Consider the following 19,826-nt stretch of genomic DNA (forward strand, 5'->3'; position numbering starts at 1 on the left):
CGATGCAAGAAGCCCTGAACTTTATCGACACCCCTGCTGTGTTGCGCCATGCACAGATCAATGCGGTCAGCGGCGAACGTTTTGGCGTCGTCAGCACTCAAGGCTATCGCTACTGGTTGAAACCGGCCATGGGTTGCCTGCTTCAGCCTGCCGTCGGCGACACGGTGCTTATTACTCTGGCGGGGGAGGACGGCTACATCCTTAGCGTTCTGGAGCGCACTCAACTGCAACCTGCTCAACTGCGTGTAGAGGGTGACGTGCATTTCAACCTGCCCAGCGGCGCATTGAGCATTGAAGCCCGAGACGGCCTTTCGCTGGATACGGGCCCCATGCTTGCACTGCGTGCCGATCAGGCGGTGGCGCATTTCGCTGAGGCTCAAGTCGGCGTCACGACGCTCAGCGTCACTGGAGAGCGTTCTGACCACTATTGGAGCGAGCGCAACGACAGCGCAATCAGGCATTGCGAAAAAGCTGTGCGACATACCGCTAGCTACATTCAGAGCCGCCGTGAAGTCGAAGGTCATGAGGAACTGACCTCGGGGTCGCTTCGCCAGCGAGTCGACAAAGACTGGAGCCTGCGCGGCGAGACGCTTGATTTGTTTGGCGAAGTCACCGTTGCCGTAAGCGGCGAACGAATCAAACTGGGCTGAAAAGGACGTAGCTATGTACATGCTCAACAATGGCGGAGCGACCGCAAATTCCACGGTGCCTGACATCTGCAAAACGCCTACGCCTGCGGGGCCGATGCCAATGCCTTATCCCAATACGGCTGATACATCCATGGCTGATCCAGGCGGGTTGGTAATGGCGGTTTTGGTCTGTGGTTTGCCTGCAATGAATCTCATGAGCAAGGTCTTGTTGAGCAATGGCGATCAGGCTGGCGCGGCGGGGGGCGTGGTGAGCGGCAAAATAATGGGCTCGATGGCGTTTATTGATGGCAGCGCCACGGTCATGGTTGGTGGCATGCCCGCCGTGCGGCTCACCTCTCAGACAGCTCACAACGGAACCCCGCCCAACACCATGGGCATGGTCTCTGCGCCAAGCCAGACCGTGGTCATGGTCATGTCCTGAGTCAATCACCTTGAAGTAACAGTCGCCCTGATGGCGAATGGATAAAATTGGGTTAGAGGAGTGGTGTGATGAACATGCTTAAAAGTGGAGGGGTGACGACCCGCTTCACTGCTTTCAATAGGTGCAAAGCGCCGACACAAGCACTGGTGCTCGAATGATTAAGGTATTCGCGATACTGCTCACACTCTGTCTGCTGCTCACCGCCTGCAGCAGCCAGGAACTCACCCCCGAGCAAAAGGCCCTCACCGAACTCAAATGGGACTACACCGAGAATGCCATCGAGCTGAGCTTTACCGCCGATAACGATCTCAATCAGTACGACGGCCAGGCGCATAACCTGTTGGTGGTGGTCACGCAGTTCGATCAGATCAGTGCGTTTTCGGCCTACACCGGCAGTTCCCAGCAATTGAGCAGTCTGTTGCTGATGAACAGCGCGCCGACCGGAATGATCGGCCTCACGCGGCTGTTCATCGAGCCGGGTCAGAGCAAGCAGTTGAGTCTGCCTCGGCTCGAGGGCGCGAAGATGGTCGGCATCTCGGCAGGCTACGCCCACCTGGACCCGATGCGCAGCGCCAAGCTGTATCAGATCGGCGTCGACGTTACTTCCACTGGTTTCTTCAGCAAAACCTGGACCGCCACGCCGCGCCCCATCGCCATTGACCTGCTCGTAGGGTCCGAGGCTCTGCTGCGTGGCAAGGAAAGTCGTCTTGCGCTGCCCAAGCCTGTGCAACCCAGAGAAGGCGAGGTGCGCCTGCCGGGCGCACAGGACTGACTTTTTTATCGTGAGCGTTGCAGTCGCCACTTTTTTTCAATCTTTTGCCCGAACGCGAGCCCTATGAATATCGATCAGTTGTTGTATTGGCACCAGGGCTTGTTTCTCCAGCCTCAGCATTTTCAACAGAACGATGCCCGTATCGAGCATCGTCTGACCCGCACCACGGAGTTGAACCATCCTTACCCGTGGGGCTTGATCTCCCTGAAGATCAACGAATCTGCATTGGTTGCCAAACAGTGCCTGCTGGATCAATTGTCGGTGCGCTTCCCCGAAGGCACGTTGGCTGAGTATCCAGGTAATGCGGTGCTGGAGTCGCGTACCCTGGACTTGGGCGACTTCAGTGGCGGCCGCACGCTGTTTGTGGGTCTGCGCCGCTTACTGCCAGGCGATGCCAACGCGCAAGTGTTCGAGACACTGTCCGACGGTTCTCGGGCGGAAGCGCGCTTTGTCGTGGCCGCTGACCCGGAAGTGATCGGTGACCGTCTCGGCAATTCCCCGGAAGCGCGGGTGCGCCCAATGTCTTACGTGTTGCGGCTGTTCTGGGAAGACGAGCTGGAGCATCTGAGCGCGTATGAATTGTTGCCGATTGCCCGTCTTGACCTCGACGGCGACCGCGTGCGACCTGCGCAGCGCTATGTGCCGCCGTCGGTCAACCTGGCAGCCTCACCGATGTTGCTGCAAACCCTGCGCGAAGTTCGCGACGAATTGGTCGGCCGGGCGCGACAGCTGTCGGTGTACAAGCAGCCGGGTGAATCGCGTCGGGGCGATTTCGACGGTGCTCAGGTCAACCATCTGATGGCCCTGGCGGTACTGAACCGTTATGGCCCATTGCTGACCCACATGCTGGAAACGCCGCAGGTTTCGCCGTGGCAGCTTTACGGCACCCTGCGCCAGTTGGTCGGTGAGTTGAGCCTGTTTTCCGACGTCTGCGACATGCTCGGTGAAACCCCTGATGGCCGCTTGCTGGTGCCGCCTTACAAGCATGAAGAGGCCGGGGTCGCGACCATTGCCCTGGTGGCCCTGATCGGCCAGCAACTCAATGAAATAAGTATCGGCTCCGAGTTGCTTGTGCGCCTGCAATTGCAGGAAGGTCTCTATCAAGCCGAGTTGCCGGACGCCTTTTTCGGCCCGCGTCATCGTTATTTCCTGGTGGCTCGCAGCGCGGTCGACCCTGTGTGGCTGGCCGAGGGCTTACCGCTGGATGGCAAGCTGGGGGCGGTCAGCGTCATGGAAGGGCTGGTCAATCGCGCGTTGCCCGGTATTGAACTGATCTACCTGCAGGTGCCCCCACAAGGCCTGCCAAGGGTAGCGGGGGCGTTGTACTTCCGCCTGGAGACACTCAGTGATGGCTGGGAAGCGCTGCAGCACGAGCATCAGGCTGCGTTTTTCCTGCCCCAGCCGCCGGCTGACTTAATCATCGATCTGGTGGTGGTGCGTACATGATCAATCCCCGCCTGGCTGAATGCTGGATGTCGATATTTGATGCTGCCAAGAGCGGCGTCATCGATCCTGCGCAATCCTACGAAACCCTCGCGCCGGGGCTGATCGTGTTGCTCGACGCCGCTGCCAATCGTGCCCGCGAATTGCACGTTGCCGAGGCTGATGTGCGCGAGGCGCTGTTCGCTGTGGTGGCCTGGATCGACGAAACAGCCATGTCTCGTGATTGGCCAGGCGCTGCACAATGGCGTCGTGCGCCGTTGCAACGTCATTACTTTTCAACCAGTCGTGCCGGCGTTGAGTTCTTTCAACGCCTGGAGGCTTTGCCCGAAGCGGCGGTGGGTGCCCGTGAGGTTTTTGGCCTGGCGTTGTTGAGCGGCTTTCAGGGCCGCTACGCGACACGTCCGGGTGGCGAGCTGGCTCAGTACCGCCGGTTGTGCCTGGAACGGATCATCCTCGATAACAAAATGGTGCCGCTGGATGCCACCAGCCATCTCTTTGAACAACCCGAAGACCAGTTGCCGAAACGGGTTCGTGTGGTACGCCGTGGCTTGCCCGGTATTTCGCTGCTTCTGCTGATTGGGATTCCCTTGATTGTGTTGACCGTGCTTTACATCAGTTTCGACCTCTCGCTGGGTCGACAAGTCAGCCAATTGCTGGAGATGCGCTGATGTTGAAGAAAGCGGGGGTCTTGTTGCTCTGGGTGTTGCTGCTGGCAAGTTTTGCGCTGGTGCTTTGGGGGCTGGCGCTCTATGAGGATTGGCCGCTGTGGTACGTGCCGGCCATTTTTATCGGGACCATTTTGTTGGTTCTGGCCGCTCGCTGGATTGGGCGACGCTGGTACGCCTGGCGCTTGCGTGCGCGAATGAAAAGCGAGTTGCCACAGAGTCGTCGCGATGAGGCTCCCAACCTGGATCTGGACTGGAACAGCGGTGTGCGCATGCTGCGCCATTCGCGTCTGAGTCGACTGGGTTCACCGCTGTACGTGTTGCCCTGGTTCCTGATGCTGGGCGAGAGTGGCAGTGGCAAAAGCAGCGTGTTGGTCAACAGTGGATTGACTTCGGCATTGCGCTCGACCAGTCGTGGCAAGCAGGCAATGCCTACTGGAACGCTCGACTGGTGGTTCCTCGAACGGGGTGTGATCATCGATCCTGCAGGCCGCTTGGCTGAAGGTAATAGCGACGCTGGCCCGGAATGGCGGCGTTTGCTTTACTGGCTGCTGCGTTCGCGGCGTCGCGAGCCGCTCAACGGTGTGTTGCTGGTGATCGACAGCAAACGCCTGTTGACCGATTCTGATGAGCGTTTGGCCGAGCAGGGACACAATCTGCGTCGCCGTCTGGATGACTTGGTGAAGGTTTTCGGTGCCCGGCTACCGGTGTATTTCATCATTACGGGTGCCGAAGCCGTGCCTGGTTTTGCGCAGTGGGGTGCCGCATTGACACCGCCACAGCGTGAGCAACCCTTTGGCTTGCTCAGCCAGCACCGTGCTGGCGGGGCGGGCGCGTTTCTCGATGAAATGTTTGGCGGACTTGGCCAGCGGTTGTTCGATCTACGCATAGAGCTGGGCGTGCGCGGCGTGCCTGACCCAGATGCTTTTAGCCTGCCGGAACGCATCGGTGATTTGCGGCCGCGTCTTGAAAAGCTTCTGTTGCCGGCTTTTGACGCGAATCCCTACAGCGAGCCGCCTCTGCTGTGCGGGCTATTCCTTACGGCTCAAGGGCAGGATGCCGACGCTCAGCATGAAGGCTGGTTCAGCCATGATCTGCTGGGGCAGCTGTTGCCAGGGCAACGTTATGCTTATCAGTCCATTGATAGCTGGCATCGTTGGCGGCGTCTGCTCGCTCATGCCGCAGTCATTGGCTGGCTGGGGCTTTGCGTCGGTTTCGGCGCATTAATGATTTATGCCGACCGTCACACCGAGGCGGTGCTCACCGAAGCGCTTAACGAGCCTCCTGCTACTGAAGACTTCGCAGGCGGAATGGAAACCGATCTGGATGCGTTGCGCCGTTTCCGGCAGGCGCTGATCAACCTGTCTAACGAGCAGCAGGGTGGCTGGCGTAGTTTGCTGCCGTTCTCACGCCACATCGAGCAAGTACAGGAACACTATCGTTCTGATTACGTGAGGCTCTTCGACAGCGAAATACGCACCCCTGTATTCGATGGTTTCATTTCGCAAAACCTGCGCAACGCATTGAACAGCGGTGACCCTCGATTGATTGCCGCTTACGCAGAGTTTCTTGTGCGACGGATCAATCTGCTCGACGCACGCCTGAATAATCAGTCCATGGACGAACTGCCGGTGCCAGGGTCGGAGGTGGGTTTTTTGAATCTGATCTACGGCTCTAAAACCACGATCAGCGCCGGGCAACTGGTGACTCTGGGGACCAGCTATCGCTCTTACCTGGCATGGCAAACCGATATGGCGCAGATGCAGACCCAGCGGGCTGCCTTGCTGGGCCAGCTCGAAAGCATGGGCCTTGAGGGTCGTCCCTTGGCGTGGCTGACGGCGTGGGCGGACTTTCAGGGCAATCTACAGCCGATCCTGCTCAGCGAATACTGGGCCGACACCGACAACCCAGGTTTGAGCCTTTCCGGGGCCTTTACCTTGCAAGGGCACAGTGCGATTCTGGGTTTTATCGATGAACTGGGTCGGGCCAGTCGCGATCAGAATGTGTGGAAGGCGCAAAGGATACGGTTTTTGGATCAGTATCAGAGCGATACCCAGGATGCCTGGTATCGCTTTATCCAGGGCAGCCTGCTGAGCGCGCAAACGCGATTGAAAACCCGTAGCGACTGGCAGCAAACCCTGAGTGTGGTCGGTACTCCCAATGATCCGTTCTTCAAGCTGCTGCACCGCAGTGCGGAGCGGTTTGCGCTGATTCCGATTGAACATCGGGCTCCATGGGCCAGTCGGGCGGTGGCGATGGATCGTCTGCTCAAACTGGCCAGTAACGACGATCTGCATGCCGATGCTGGCGCGCTGGGCAGCTTGAAAGTCACCAACGCCCTGGGCGGCGATGTGCTCAAGGGCATGGCCAGTGGAGGTTCTGTCAAAACGGGCGTGAATGTCGTGCGTGACGAGCTGACACAGGCCCGAACCCTGGCGAAATTTCAGCAGTTGATGAAAGGTGTTGTCATCGACCTGCAGAAAAGCGATGCGCAAGCTTTCCAGGTCGCGCTCGATACCTGGGGCTTTGGTGCCGATCCTGCAGTCAAATCTGCGCCGCTTTGGGATGCCGATACTATTCGTGTCGATTTGATTCAGTCACTCAAAGGTCCTGATCCGCGAGAGGATGTGGTCTGGTCGCTGCTAACGGGGCAGCTTGATTTCGCCTCGCACTACGCGTCCGAAGTGGCGGCCTGCCGTCTGCAAAGTGACTGGAGTGGCCAGTTGCTCAGCTCAATCCAGGGTGTGCGCGATCCGGTCATGCTCAATGAATTGCTTTATGGCGATCGTGGGCAGCTGCCGGTTTTCATGAATGGTTCGGTGAAAGCCTTCCTGCAGCGCGATGTACAGCGCTACAGCGGGCGTGAAGCACTGGGCGTTCAGATTCCATTGACTGGGGCTTTCTATGCGTATGTCAGTCGCATGCAACATGCCCAGAACGATCTCGTCAGTGCTCAGCGGCAAAGCCAGGCTCAACTAGCTACCGAGCAGCAAAGCAAGCAGGCTCTGGATGCCGAGCAGAAGACCCTGGCCGCGCAACGGGCCGAGCTCAAGCAGAGTATTGCGACGCTGCAGGCCACCGCGGCGGTGGTTGAGCTGTCCGCTACGCCATCGCAGGTCAATATCAGCGCCCGTTCGCTGCCGCAGCAGACGCGTCTGACGATGCAGTGCAGCGGTCGTTCAACGGTACTGGATAACTTCAACTTCCCGACCAGCGCCAGTTTTGTCTGGGCGCCGGGAGCCTGTTCGGACGTCGCTCTGGAAATCAGCTTCGCCAACTTCAAGCTGACCAAACACTGGACCGGAGACCGCGCGTTCGTGGATTTCCTGCGGCTGTTCAACGGGGGGCAACACACCTTTACCGTCAATGACTTCCCTAGCCAGCGCAATGTGATGGGCAGCGAGAACTTGATCGGCATTCAGCTGACCTACCGTCAGGAGGGAGGGCAGGCTTTGCTGGACAAGTATCGCCAGGCCGATCAGTTGCAGATACAGGTCAACGTTATCAATGAACGATTGAACAGCATCGCAGGGCAGCTCACAGCCATGGACACTCAGGCAGCAGCGATGAATGTCAGTCTGGCAGCCCAGGGTTCGCCGGTTCAGCAAAGTCTTGCGAGTATTCAGCCGCCAACGCAAATCGCCTGGTGCTGGACGCCGAGGCCGGTTGATACAGGTTTTGCGGCGGGTGAAGGCCTGCGTCTGGATCTTGGCATCTATGACAACGAGAAGCGCTTGAGAAACCTTGAAGCACAATTGCGCACGCTAGGTTTCGCTACCCAACGCGAGCCGCTGCAAACGGGGACTGGTGGGACAGGGCAGAGGCTGCTGGTGGTGTCGCTGCGCGACGATGCGGCCGCACAACGGGCTATTCGTGACATTGCTAACAAGATGGGGGTTGCTGCAAAGCTTGACAGTACTGCCTCTAGCACAGTCGGCATGCGATGAAGGGCTGGCGAAATTCTCTGGCGTTGCGCATTACCTGCGTACTGGCGCTTGTTCTGGCCTTGAGCTGGTGTGTGGCCGCCGGGCTCAGCGCCTGGCGGACTTATCAGCAGTTGCAAAGCGAGGCGCTGGATGATCTCAGTCAGCGCCTGCGCCTGCTCTCCAGCGTGGATAACGATGATTTTCGAGACGCGGAGGAGGGCGCCAAGCGGCTCATGACGCGTTGGAATAACGGCGCGGCCAAAGAGTTTGGCAGCAACATTTTCCAGCGCAGCACCATGCATTGGGTACTCAACCAGGCGCAGCAAAGCGATGCGGACAACGCCGTCAGCATTGATGTGTTGGCCCGTGCAGCCTCTGCGGCTGAAGCGTTTGGTACTGCCGGTCAGTCGATGACCGTGGATACGTTTTTCTATTTTCCAGAGGTCGGCGCGGCTTTCTCCACCGAGGTCGACATCCCTTCAGGTTTTGTGCAAGCTCGCACCGCTCATTTACGGGAACTGTTTGAACGTCTGACACCCGGCGGTCCCGATGTTGTCTGGGATGGGCCGAACTACGACCCACTGCTGAATCGACAGTTAATCAGTGTTGCTGTGGTATCGAGGGATACGTCAGGCAAGCCATTGTTCATGACGGGTTATGAGTTGAAGCTTGATGAACGTCTGGCGCGTATTGAGCAGTTGCTCAACGGCTATCCAAGTCTGCTTCTGGATGCACACGGTCGACGGGTTGCCGACCTTTCCGGCAAGTCGATGGACGCGGTATCTCCGGATGCGCTGAAACATCTGGTCGCGGGCTTTTCTGTCAAGACCGATTTCCCGCAGATCGGTCGTTTCGATGACGACACACCTATGGTCATCGCTCGACTGAATCAACCGAACTGGTATCTGTTGACGCTCTATCCTCAAGCGCAATTACGCGCTGGTGCGCTGGGGCTGATTCTCAGAGAAGTGCCTTTTGCGGTGATCGGTTTCATCTTGCTGACCCTCGGTTTGCTCCTGGTATTGCGTCGGGAGTTGGCACGACCATTGGCCCTGTTCGCCCGGGAAATTGAACTCACGGTTCGCGGTGACGACCTGTCGCGCCGTTTGCCAGTGGTTCGAGAAGACGAACTCGGGCGCTTCGCCATGGCCTATAACAGATTGCTCGATGCATTGCAGGCCCAGCAAGCCGGTCTGGAAAATCTGGTGGAAGTACGCACTCACGAGCTGCAAACCGCCCGTAGAACGGCAGACCAGGCGAATCAGCTCAAAGGCCAATTCCTGGCTAACATGAGTCACGAAATTCGTACGCCGATGAACGCTGTCATTGGCATGAACCATCTATTGGCGGACACGCCGCTGGCGCCTCAGCAGCGGCATTTCGTCAAGGCTATACGCGAAAATTCCGAAGCCTTGCTGGCGTTGATCAGCGACATTCTGGACTTCTCAAAAATCGAGTCAGGTAACCTGAATATCGAGCGGATCGAGTTCGATCTGACTGAGGTGGTGGAAGAGGTTACGGAGCTATTGGCACCGCGCGCCGCTGAAAAGGGCGTGCGAATGATCTGCCAGATCGCTACCAATGTGCCGGGGCAGGTGATGGGAGATCCGTGGCGACTGCGGCAGATTTTGCTTAACCTCTTGAGTAATGCCGTCAAATTCACGGCCTGCGGTTCGATCCAGCTGGCGGTTTGGCGGGGTGACGATGACATGCTCGGGTTTCAGGTCGTCGACACCGGCATCGGTATTGCACCGGCGGCACAGGCTGCCGTGTTCGACGCTTTTTTGCAGGCGGATGCATCCACCACTCGGAAGTACGGCGGCACCGGCCTGGGTTTGTCGATCAGCCAACGTCTGGCGGGCCTCATGGGCGGTGTTATCGAGTTGCAGAGTCAGCCAGGTGTGGGGTCGACATTCAGCCTGATGTTGCCATTGCCCAACTGCCCGGCCCGGGCGGCCGACGCCCCGAGGTTGTGGGGTTTACGGACCTTGGTGGTTGATGAGCACGCTGATGAGCGAGAGGCGTTGATGGGGATCCTCGGCCAGTGGCAGATGCTGTGCCAAGGGGCCGCGTCTGCTGAAGATGCATTGAAAATGATGCGTGAGCAAGCACAACTGGGCGTCATGTTCGATCTGGTATTGGTGAATTGGCGTTTGCCTTTCGTCGATGGTGTGGCGTTCTCCAGCCTGTGCCGTGCTGATCCGCAGCTGGCATCCGCGCGCATCGTGCTGATGGCTTCGCATGTCGAGTCGTTGATGTCTGCCGATGAACTGCGCGCCCATGGCCTGGCAGCGTGTGTCGTCAGGCCGCTGCGTCGCCAGCATTTCTATCGGAGCTTGTGCGAGGTCCAGAGTGGCGCCACTCCGACGCTCAACGAAGCGCTCTCTCCTTTGCGGACCCTTGAGCGTCATGAATACGGTCTTGATGTGTTGGTCGTCGATGATATCGCCACCAATCGGGAAATCACGCAGCTGTTCCTGGAACGTTTCGGCCATCGGGTCAGCCTGGCCCGCGACGGGGTCGAGGCCCTTGAAATACTCGCCCGCAAGGTTTTCGATGCGGTGTTGATGGACGGGCAAATGCCGCGAATGGACGGTATGGAAGCGGTCCGTCAACTGCGCTCCGGGCAGTCGGGTGCGCTGGATGAGGAGGTTTACGTCATCGCCCTGACAGCCAACGCCATGAGCGGTGATCGTGAGCGTTTTATTGAGGCCGGTGCCAATGACTACCTGGCCAAGCCGGTGCTGCCTATGCAGTTGTTCGATGCGATAACGCGCGTGATTGTGCGACAGCTGGAGCGCGGGATGGAGTTGTGCACTGTCGCACCCTCGCTGCCCCCTACAGTGACGGCATCCATTGCGCCTGCCTTATCGATGGTCGATGAACAGGATCCGTTGCGCACGCCACGCTTGCAGCGCCTGTTCATCGAAGATTGCCTGGCGTTGTTGGCTCAGCTCAATGATGCCGTAGTACGGTCCGATCATGGCGCAGTCGCGCGTATCGCTCACAGCCTCAAGGGTAGCGCCGGACAATTCGGAGAGCAGGGTCTTGAAACAAGTGCTGCTTTGATGGAACAAGCTGCCTCGCAATCAAACGTCCCGGCGATGACCGCCGCAATGCTGCAACTGGACAGACACCGTTCGATCCTTGCTGCCCGCCAGCCTGTTGCCCTTTCCGAGACTGGATATCCAAACAATGCCTGACTGCCGTTTATTGATCGTCGACGATCACGGGATGATCCGCGAAGGCTTGCGCGCCTTGCTTGCCAATGCCCCTGGAATAGTTGTGGTGGGTGAGGCGCAAGATGGTCATGAGGCCATTGCCCTGTGTCGCAGCTTGCAGCCCGATGTGGTCCTGATGGACCTGAAGATGCCACTGCTCGACGGGGTGTCGGCACTGACCCTGATTTGCAGACGCTGGCCGAAAATATTGATCATAGCCCTGACATCCGACGTCTCCGAGCACAATGCGGCTCTGGCGCTGGAAGCCGGCGCGGTCGGTTATGTACTCAAGCGCAGTCGCAGAGATGACCTGCTGCAAGCGATCACCCAGGTTCGTGCAGGGAAGATCTTTATTGATGCTGGCCTCGACGCCTCCCAGGTCATTGCTCTGCGCAATAGCGGTGAAACCGCCAGCGGCATTACACTGACCGAGCGCGAGCGCCAGGTACTCAAATTGGTCGCCGAAGGGTCCCGTAATCGCGATGTTGCCGAAATCTTGTGTATCAGTCTCAAGACCGTGGAGACCCATCGACTCAATGTCATGAAAAAGCTGGACGCACACAACGCTGCAGATATGACGCAATGGGCTTATCGGCTTGGTCTTCTTGGAGAGGGTCAATAGCGTGCGTCGGATAGAGGTGTGAGGGGGCGAATTCGCTTTGCAGCCCCGTCATCATTCTTTTCACGTTACGCAAAAGGCAGGTGCTTGATACAAATCAAGGAGCATCGACCGGTAAACCCTGACACTGGCGACCCGCAGCCAGTCTCGGAGACCGTCATGCTCGATTTATTTCACACCCCCAGCGAGCTGAACATTCGGCGCGATCACGGCGTGCTCGACCCAAACTGTCATGCTGACACTCAAAAATTTCATGGCGGTATAGGCTCTCTGGATTTGCTTCGTGCATTGCGCGGCAGTCGTCAGAAACAACGCCCGCTGTCCCTGAACGTGCAGTTACCCTCCAGCCTGAAGCCTTCGGTGTGTTCCCCGCGCGATATCGCGTGTGAGCGCAGCAGTATCGAACAGTACCTTCAACGTCTGGAGCATGAGATCGATCTGGTCGGTTGCCACCTGGGTGCCGAGCAACGGGTCGAGCAGTTTCATCTGGCCGGCGGTACACCCGCGATTGCCGATGTGCAGCGGCTGATGAGACATCTGCGCAACAGGTTCAACTTTCTCGACCATGATTGCGGCGACTACAGCATTGAGGTGGATCTTCACCATACTGACTGGGCGACTATGGGTTTGCTGCGCGATCAGGGCTTCAATCACGTCAGTATCGGTGTTCCAGACATCGGTATTGACAGTGAAATGTCAGTTGCCTGTTATCAGAACCCGGCTCCGATCCAGTCGCTTATCGATGCCGCGCGCACCTTCGGCTATCGATCCATCAATGTTGATCTCGGTTATGGTCATGCATGGCAGACGCCCGAGAGCTTCGCGCTGAAGCTGGCGACCATTATCGCGCTGGAGCCGGACAGGCTCCAGGTGTTCGACTATGCCCAGCCGCCACAACGCTATCGGCCGGTGATCGGGGACAACGTCGGAGCGCCGTGCAGCCAGGACGATAAAAGTGCGATGCGCCAGATATGTTTTGAGCAACTGGGTGCTGCAGGCTACCACTACATCGGCTTGGGGCAATTTGTCAGGCCCGATGATGATCTGGCGATCGCTCAGGAAAGAGGCCGGTTACGCCGTAACTGTCAGGGCTTCACCAGCCACGGCTATTGCGATCACGTCGGCTTCGGGATAGGCGCCATCAGTCAGATTGATGATTTGTACGCGCAAAACACTGACGATCTGCAGCACTACCAGCGACAACTGGACCGGGGGCAGCTGACAACCTGTCGTGGCTGGCGCTGTGAGGCCGGTGATCAGGTTAGAGAAATGGTCATGGAGCGCCTGGCGTGTGACCTTGAGCTGCATATCCATGCCATCGAAACGCGTTATGGACTTATTTTTCGCCAGTACTTTTCATCCGCCTGGCCTTTGCTGGAGCAATTGAGTCGGGATGGGTTGATTGAGCTGTCAGACCGTTTTATTTGCATTCTTCCTGCCGGTCGGCCGGAAGTGGATGCCATCTGCAACCTGTTTGAAAAGGATTTGGGCGATGCAAGGCATTAACCCAACTGAGAGTTGATTGATCATGAATTCTGCGTTTGATTTCAATCGAGCCCTGGTCGAAAAGTATGACCGCCCAGGGCCGCGCTATACCTCTTATCCCACCGCGCCACAGTTTCATCAGGCGTTTGCCGTTGACGACTACCAGCGCGCTGCCCGGGACAGTAATCAGGCGACCGTTCCCAAGTCGCTGTCGGTGTATATCCACATTCCGTTCTGCAAAAGCCTTTGCTACTACTGTGCCTGCAACAAAATCATCACCCAGAAAACTCATCGCGCCGTCGAATACCTGACGTACCTCAAACGTGAAATTGTCATGCAGGCGGCCTTGTTCGACAGCACCCGCAAACTCACGCAACTGCACCTAGGCGGTGGCACGCCGACGTATTTGACCGACGAGCAGTTGGCTGACCTGATGGACTGCCTGCATCAAGCCTTTGATATGGATGACAGTGATGATCACGAGTTCTCCATTGAAGTCGACCCGCGCACCATCAGCACCGAGCAGATTCAATCGCTGCGCCAGTTGGGCTTCAATCGCCTGAGCTTCGGCGTGCAGGACTTCGACCCCGACGTGCAAGCTGCAGTTAATCGGCAGCAAAGCGAAGAACAGATTTATGCGCTGGTCGCGGCCGCTCGTCAGGCTCGATTCAAGTCGGTCAGTGTCGACCTGATTTACGGCCTGCCGTTGCAAACCGTAAAGAGTTTCGATGTCACCCTCGGCAAGATCATCGCACTGCGTCCGGACCGGATTGCCGCCTACAGCTATGCCCATCTACCGGAACTGGTGCGCGCGCAACGGCTGATTCGCCCAGCGGACATGCCGCCACCTGAGCGCAAGCTGGAATTGCTTGAACTGACCATCCGCCGTCTGACCGAGGCCGGTTATGTCTATATCGGCATGGATCATTTCGCCTTACCGGAAGATGAGCTGGCGTTAGCCCGCGCAAACGGCACCCTGCAACGCAATTTTCAGGGCTATTCAACCCATGCCGACTGCGATTTGATCGGCCTTGGCGTATCCGCTATCGGTAAGGTCGGTGACAGCTACAGCCAGAGTGTCAAGGAGCTTTCCCAGTACTACGCGCGTCTGGATCAGGGGTTGTTGCCGGTGCATCGAGGCTACAGGTTGAGCGCCGATGACATGCTGCGTCGCGAGCTGATCAGCGATCTGATGTGTCACGGCCGGATCAGTTTCGAAAAATTTGAAACGCAGCATGGCATACGCTTTACCGAGTACTTTGCCGATGCGCTGGCGCAACTGGACGAGCATGTTAGCGACGGGCTGCTGCAGATTCACGAGGATGTGTTGGTGCTATTGCCGCGAGGGCATTTGATGATGCGCAGTGCCGCTATGGCGTTTGATGCCTATCTCGGCGGCGAGCAAAAAGGGCAGTTTTCACGCACCGTTTGACGGCGATCAAGTTTGCCGGCCATGCCGCTTGCCAGGTTGTCATGGGCACCCGTAGCGTGGCCCTCACACTCGCTGTTGAGTCCTGCTTTTGCATGAGGTGCCCATGGACCGTACGCATTCTTTCGAACACAAGGCCGAACCGTTCTACCAACCACTGGACAATGAAGAGACGCTGTTCGAGCAAGCCTGGCGACATGGCATGCCGGTCCTGATCAAAGGCCCCACGGGCTGCGGCAAGACCCGGTTTGTTCAGCACATGGCCCATCGGCTGAAACTGCCGCTGTACACCGTGGCGTGCCACGACGACCTGAGCGCTGCCGACCTGATCGGCCGTCATTTGATTGGTGCACAGGGCACCTGGTGGCAGGATGGGCCGCTGACCCGTGCGGTGCGTGAAGGCGGCATCTGTTACCTCGACGAAGTGGTCGAGGCGCGTCAGGACACGGTGGTGGTCTTGCATCCGCTGGCCGATGATCGTCGAGAGCTGTTCCTGGAGCGCACCGGGGAGATTCTGCAGTCGCCGCCGTCCTTCATGCTGGTGGTGTCTTACAACCCCGGTTACCAAAACCTGCTCAAAGGCATGAAACCCAGCACCCGACAGCGCTTCGTGGCGATGCGCTTCGGCTATCCGCCGGTGGCCGATGAAGAGCGCATTGTCGCCAGAGAGGCCCAGGTGGACGTCGCGCTGGCGGCGCAGGTGGTCAGGTTGGGACAGGCCCTGAGACGGCTGGATCAACATGACTTGGAAGAGGTCGCATCCACCCGGTTGCTAATTTTCACGGCAAGAATGATCCATTCCGGGATGAGCCCGCGTGAGGCGTGCATGGCCTGTCTGGCTGAACCGCTGAGCGATGATCCGCTGACCGTTGCCGCGCTGATGGACGTGGTTGATGTCCACTTCTCCTGAAACCGCTACCGCGTCTCAGGGACATTTACCGGGCGATCTGGCGATGTGGTTTTTTATCCTCGCCGAGCTCTCGGTATTCGCGATCCTGATCCTCGTGTTCGCGGGGACCCAGGCACTGAAACCCCAGATGTTTAGCGAAAGCCGCCAGTTGCTAAACAGTTCCACTGGGTTGGCAATGACCTTGAGTCTGCTCACCGCAGGACTGTTCGCCGCGCTGGCTCAGGAACAGGTCAGGCAGTCGAGGGCCGGTTGCGGCGCGGTCTTTCTGCTGGCGGCGTTGCTGGCTGCCAGTGTCTACGTGGTGTTGAAACTCACTGAATACCGGCATCTTCTGGCTTTAGGGCTGGGCATGGAGCACAACACCTTTTTCACTCTGTACTGGATCCTCACCGGATTTCATTTCCTCCACGTGCTGCTTGGCATGCTGATTCTAGGCTGGCTGGCCGAGCGTTGCCGGCGTCGTCTGTATTGCGCCAACAACTGCAGCGGGCTGGAATCCGGCGTGCTCTATTGGCACATGGTCGATCTGATCTGGGTGGTGCTGTTTCCGCTGGTCTACATCCTGAATTGACGAGGTACTCATGTCCGCTTCCAGGGTTCTGATTGCCTGCTGGGCAGGGCTGGCCACGTTAAGTGTGTGCACCGTGGTACTGGGGCACGCTGGTGCGACTCTGCCGCTGTCCATTGCCATCTTGCTGGTCGCCGTTGGCAAAGCCTGGCTGATCGCCGACGGCTTCATGGAAATGCGCCACGCGCCGCGACTGTGGCGCAGGTTAATGCTGAGCTGGGCGGTGGCACTGGCCGCGGTTGTGGGGCTGACACTGGTGTCGGTCGCTTAACCAACCTGAAAAAGCAACGGTTCCGACCATCGACGCATTGCCTCGGGAACGCCTTTTGGCCTTTTTCCTTGAAGCGGCAGATTTCCCATTCGGTTAGGTAGTTGGGAATGGCCCACAGCGTCATTTCGCGGCGTTGGCGGTTGAAGCGGGTAGGGATGATGGCGGCGCGTTTGTTGTGATTATGGCGCCAGACGCCGAGGCCGATGAATAGGGTTAAAAAGCAGGTGTATAGGGCCGCAGAAAAAATTCGGATTTATCCTACATCAAAAGTTGGGCTCTCCTGCATTTTTAGCTGGGTTGGCTTGGCAAAGTCGCCGTTTTTAAGGGAGAAGATCGGCATGAACAAATCCAGAACACTGCAGCCCATGTACTTGTCAAAACTTACAGGTTTGAGTGCAAGACTCTCTGTTGTACTGATTTTCTCTTCTTTGTTGGTCGGATGCGGCGGGGACGACAAAGCACCTACGGTTGAATGGTTTGTCGACAATCCATCCGAGATATATCGAACCCTACGTCGCTGCGACCACCCAACAAAGTACAATCCTATGCCGCACTACACGCGGTGTACTAATGCACGATCTGCATTTTACACTACGAGTATGAGTCAAAGGAAACTTGAAGAAGAAAAGAACTTGGCTGCTGCAAGAGATACTCCTGAAGATCTTAAAACGATTGAATGGTACGAATATAATCGCCACGCACTAATCGCGAAAGTTAAGGCGTGCAAGGAGAATACGGGGAACGTAACTGTTGAGTTTCACGTCGGATGCTTAAAGGCTAATCGAGCAGCAATGAATAGGTACATGCGTGGGCAGTTTTGGTAGACAAAAAACCTGTTCCAGTACCCTTGGTCAGTCAATTAAAGCTAAATGTCTGGTGGGATTATTCCCGATCCAGCTCTATCGGACGGCCATTGGTATCGACCGAAGCGCTGATATCCGCTACGCGGAGCTGATGACGAGATTTGAAATCGCTGAGGCTAAAAAAACTTGCTAATGGTGCCTGCTGATCAACTTCTAACGCAGAACTTCGGCAAAAATTTCGGTCGTCGCGCGCGTGGGCTGACATGTGTACAACGTTTGAACTTGCTCGATCATACGCGGCAGTTCTTCACTCGGTTTAGCCCATTGCGAAGACCACACACCCTGGTCGGTCATGCACTCCGCGCCGCATGGCCTTCGCAGTCAGTACCGATACAAAACTGACCCAGCTTCTGGCCGTTAGGTCGTAGGAGCTGACTTGTCTGCGAAGACCATACATGCGGTCCGCCTGGCACACCCTTGGCCCGCCAGGGACAACATACAACGAGCAAAGGCGACAGATCGCGATGGGAATAAACGCCTTGAGCCGATAAGTCGAGGTAAGCGTCTGCGGACCACACCTTGCTTTTCGATTGCAGTTTAGGACGGATGGCTTACCGAAAACCTACGCGTAGCTATGAGAACGGGAAGAAGCTGCCTACCCATTTTCGACAGTTGATATTCAACCCTCCGAGGTAACTCACCGAAATCAACCCGCTCAATCAGACCATCATTAGCCAGCTGCCGCAGTTGCTCCGTCAGTACTTTTTGCGTGACGCCTGGCAAATCCCGCTTTAGCTGCAACGTGCGCATTGAGGGATCGGCGTAGAGCCTGAAAAGAATGGGTAATTTCCAGCGCCCCTGGATCATCTGAATCACACGAACCACGTGCGCGACTGAACCCTCGGCCCCAAGACAGATTTCACGCTCCTCCTGAGGGATAGGCACATAAAGGTGCGTACTGGTTTTGTCCATCATCTAGTTCTACCTTACGAAGTTAACAGTATTGTAAAAGGGAACTGGCACGTGGACTTGAGTTTGAGCGGTAAGAAGGCGCTGATCACCGGCAGCAGCAGAGGGATTGGCGAAGCAATCGCCAGGAAACTCGCCCTTGAGAAAGCCGTCGTCATCGTCCATGGTCGCGACGAAGCGCAAGCAGAAAAAGTGGCCAATGAGATCATTGCCTTGGGCGGATGTGCTCATGTTGTGCTGGGTGATCTTACACACGATGACGAGGTGCAGCAGTTGGTAGAGGCGGCGGAAAAGCTCGCCGGATCGATAGACATATTGATCAATAACGCTGGCGGCTCGGGTGGCGTGAAAGAAAGCTGGCATGATACGCAGCCTGCCTCATGGGCGTCCGCCTATGATCGAAATGTTCTTGCTGCTCTAAGGGTCACGACGCGCTTATTGCCCAAAATGCAGGAAGCGAAATGGGGGCGGGTGATCAATATTTCCAGCCTTGCTGCAACGATGCCACCACCCACTGCGCCAGATTATTCGGCTTGCAAGGCCGCGATCAACGCAATGACTGCATCCATGGCAAAAGCAGTAGCGGCTGATGGAGTGACAGTCAATGCTATCTCTCCCGGTACGATACACAGCTCGACACTTGACGCGCGATTTCGCGAGGTAGCCGATGAGCGAGGCCTATGCAGCAAAGATGCGCCATGGGAAGAAATCGAACGCCTTGTCCTGCCAATGTTTGCTCAAGTTCCCGTAGGTCGAGTCGGCCAGTTGGATGAAATCGCAGCGGCCGTTGCATTCCTTGCCAGCCCAATCGCGGGGTACATTACGGGCATCAATTTAAGGGTCGATGGCGGTCTTTCCCCCGTTCTCTAGTTCTCTTGCCGGGTGATGTTAAGCGGGCGCCCACTTATGCGGCAGCAATTTCGCAATCTCACTTGCCCGCTGCGTCGGCAGGCGCGTGAGAACATCCCTCAAATAGGCATACGGAGCATGCCCGCTGAGCCGCGCAGACTGGATCAAGCTCATGATCGCCGCCGCCCGTTTTCCACTGCGTAACGACCCTGCGAAGAGCCAGTTCTTGCGCCCCAACGCCCAAGGCCGGATTTGGTTCTCCGCCCAATTGTTGTCTATGGGTACGGCCCCGTCATTGAGGTAGCGCGACAGCGCTACCCAGCGTTTCAGGCTGTAATCCAAAGCTTTGGCGATGGCTGACCCTTCGGGCACAAGCTGGCGCTGGGCGCTCATCCAGGCATGTAGCACATCGATAATCGGTGCCGCTTTTTCCTGCCGTATTCGTTGTTGGATGTCCGGTTCCAACTCTTTTACTTCACGCTCTATTTCGTACAGCGCGGCGATGTAGTGCAGGGCTTCAAGTTCGGCTTCGATGGCGGCGATATCTGTATCGATCAGGTCATCGAGCAAGCTGACCTGTGCCGGGCTCAGTTGTTCGCTGCGCTTGGCAAAATTGAAGCGCTTGAGCAGTGCAATCTCGTGGGCCAGTATCTCGTTGACTGCCTTGTGATGGTGGATCTGCTTGTCCATCGTCTCGACTTTTTGATCAAGACTCACGACGCGCTGTATCAACTGCGCAGCCAAGGCGCGCAGTTGCTCAGGGTCTAATTGGTCAAGTTTCGCAAGAGAAGTCATACCGCTGATTTTGCCAGAGGAGACTTTGGG

15 protein-coding genes and 2 pseudogenes are annotated in these 19,826 nt (G+C 57.3%); 14 read left to right on the top strand and 3 right to left on the bottom strand.

Annotated elements, in window-relative coordinates:
- Nucleotides 1–2: 2 nt before the first annotated feature.
- From RHM55_RS25220 to RHM55_RS25280, 13 genes are all read left to right on the top strand, one after another.
- The gene (locus RHM55_RS25220; protein ID WP_322178838.1) at nucleotides 3–650 is read left to right on the top strand and encodes a DUF3540 domain-containing protein; all 648 of its coding nucleotides are present in this window, start codon (nucleotides 3–5) and stop codon (nucleotides 648–650) included.
- A 13-nt stretch (nucleotides 651–663) separates the two neighbouring features.
- Entirely contained in the window at nucleotides 664–1,071 is a 408-nt protein-coding gene (locus RHM55_RS25225) for a DUF4150 domain-containing protein (protein ID WP_322178839.1), read from the top strand.
- Between the two features lie 154 nt (nucleotides 1,072–1,225).
- On the top strand, nucleotides 1,226–1,843 hold the full coding sequence (tssJ, locus tag RHM55_RS25230) for a type VI secretion system lipoprotein TssJ (RefSeq protein ID WP_322178840.1): 618 nt from the start codon (nucleotides 1,226–1,228) through the stop codon (nucleotides 1,841–1,843).
- Nucleotides 1,844–1,906: 63 nt separating this feature from the next.
- Nucleotides 1,907–3,289: a type VI secretion system baseplate subunit TssK gene (tssK, locus tag RHM55_RS25235; protein WP_322178841.1), complete on the top strand. Its 1,383-nt coding sequence runs from the start codon at nucleotides 1,907–1,909 to the stop codon at nucleotides 3,287–3,289.
- A complete protein-coding gene (locus RHM55_RS25240) occupies nucleotides 3,286–3,954 on the top strand; it encodes a DotU family type IV/VI secretion system protein (protein WP_322178842.1) in 669 nt (222 codons plus the stop codon). The genes tssK and RHM55_RS25240 overlap by 4 nt, the downstream gene beginning before the upstream one ends.
- Nucleotides 3,954–7,898, top strand: coding sequence for a type VI secretion protein IcmF/TssM N-terminal domain-containing protein (locus tag RHM55_RS25245; RefSeq protein ID WP_322178843.1), 3,945 nt, complete (start codon nucleotides 3,954–3,956; stop codon nucleotides 7,896–7,898). The genes RHM55_RS25240 and RHM55_RS25245 overlap by 1 nt, the downstream gene beginning before the upstream one ends.
- Nucleotides 7,895–11,080, top strand: a complete 3,186-nt coding sequence (locus RHM55_RS25250) for a response regulator (protein WP_322178844.1) — start codon at nucleotides 7,895–7,897, stop codon at nucleotides 11,078–11,080. The genes RHM55_RS25245 and RHM55_RS25250 overlap by 4 nt, the downstream gene beginning before the upstream one ends.
- On the top strand, nucleotides 11,073–11,720 hold the full coding sequence (locus RHM55_RS25255) for a two component system response regulator (RefSeq protein ID WP_322178845.1): 648 nt from the start codon (nucleotides 11,073–11,075) through the stop codon (nucleotides 11,718–11,720). Before RHM55_RS25250 ends, RHM55_RS25255 begins: the two co-directional genes overlap by 8 nt.
- 156 nt (nucleotides 11,721–11,876) lie before the next feature.
- Entirely contained in the window at nucleotides 11,877–13,223 is a 1,347-nt protein-coding gene (locus RHM55_RS25260; RefSeq protein WP_322178846.1) for a coproporphyrinogen III oxidase, read from the top strand.
- A 22-nt stretch (nucleotides 13,224–13,245) separates the two neighbouring features.
- Nucleotides 13,246–14,634, top strand: a complete 1,389-nt coding sequence (gene hemN, locus RHM55_RS25265) for an oxygen-independent coproporphyrinogen III oxidase (protein ID WP_322178847.1) — start codon at nucleotides 13,246–13,248, stop codon at nucleotides 14,632–14,634.
- 103 nt (nucleotides 14,635–14,737) lie between these two features.
- Complete coding sequence (locus RHM55_RS25270) at nucleotides 14,738–15,541, top strand: CbbQ/NirQ/NorQ/GpvN family protein (RefSeq protein ID WP_322178848.1); 804 nt, start codon at nucleotides 14,738–14,740, stop codon at nucleotides 15,539–15,541.
- Nucleotides 15,525–16,112, top strand: a complete 588-nt coding sequence (locus tag RHM55_RS25275; protein ID WP_322178849.1) for a cytochrome c oxidase subunit 3 — start codon at nucleotides 15,525–15,527, stop codon at nucleotides 16,110–16,112. Before RHM55_RS25270 ends, RHM55_RS25275 begins: the two co-directional genes overlap by 17 nt.
- A gap of 10 nt (nucleotides 16,113–16,122) precedes the next feature.
- Nucleotides 16,123–16,380 (top strand): cytochrome C oxidase subunit IV family protein, encoded by a 258-nt coding sequence (locus tag RHM55_RS25280; protein ID WP_322178850.1) that lies wholly within the window; start codon nucleotides 16,123–16,125, stop codon nucleotides 16,378–16,380.
- Between the two features lie 1,400 nt (nucleotides 16,381–17,780).
- Here the strand turns inward: RHM55_RS25280 and RHM55_RS25285 are convergent.
- Nucleotides 17,781–18,158, bottom strand: a complete 378-nt coding sequence (locus tag RHM55_RS25285) for a helix-turn-helix domain-containing protein (protein WP_322178851.1) — start codon at nucleotides 18,156–18,158, stop codon at nucleotides 17,781–17,783.
- A 48-nt stretch (nucleotides 18,159–18,206) separates the two neighbouring features.
- Here RHM55_RS25285 and RHM55_RS25290 point away from each other — a divergent pair, with 48 nt between their 5' ends.
- Nucleotides 18,207–19,022 (top strand): SDR family NAD(P)-dependent oxidoreductase, encoded by an 816-nt coding sequence (locus RHM55_RS25290; protein ID WP_322178852.1) that lies wholly within the window; start codon nucleotides 18,207–18,209, stop codon nucleotides 19,020–19,022.
- Between the two features lie 18 nt (nucleotides 19,023–19,040).
- Here the strand turns inward: RHM55_RS25290 and RHM55_RS26120 are convergent.
- Both RHM55_RS26120 and RHM55_RS26125 read right to left on the bottom strand, forming a co-directional pair.
- Nucleotides 19,041–19,520: pseudogene (locus RHM55_RS26120) on the bottom strand (IS66 family transposase); the annotation flags it as partial.
- A gap of 63 nt (nucleotides 19,521–19,583) precedes the next feature.
- Nucleotides 19,584–19,796, bottom strand: a pseudogene (locus RHM55_RS26125) (IS66 family transposase); the annotation flags it as partial.
- Between the last annotated feature and the right edge of the window lie 30 nt (nucleotides 19,797–19,826).

Source organism: Pseudomonas sp. MH9.2 (assembly GCF_034353875.1).
Taxonomy (GTDB): domain Bacteria; phylum Pseudomonadota; class Gammaproteobacteria; order Pseudomonadales; family Pseudomonadaceae; genus Aquipseudomonas.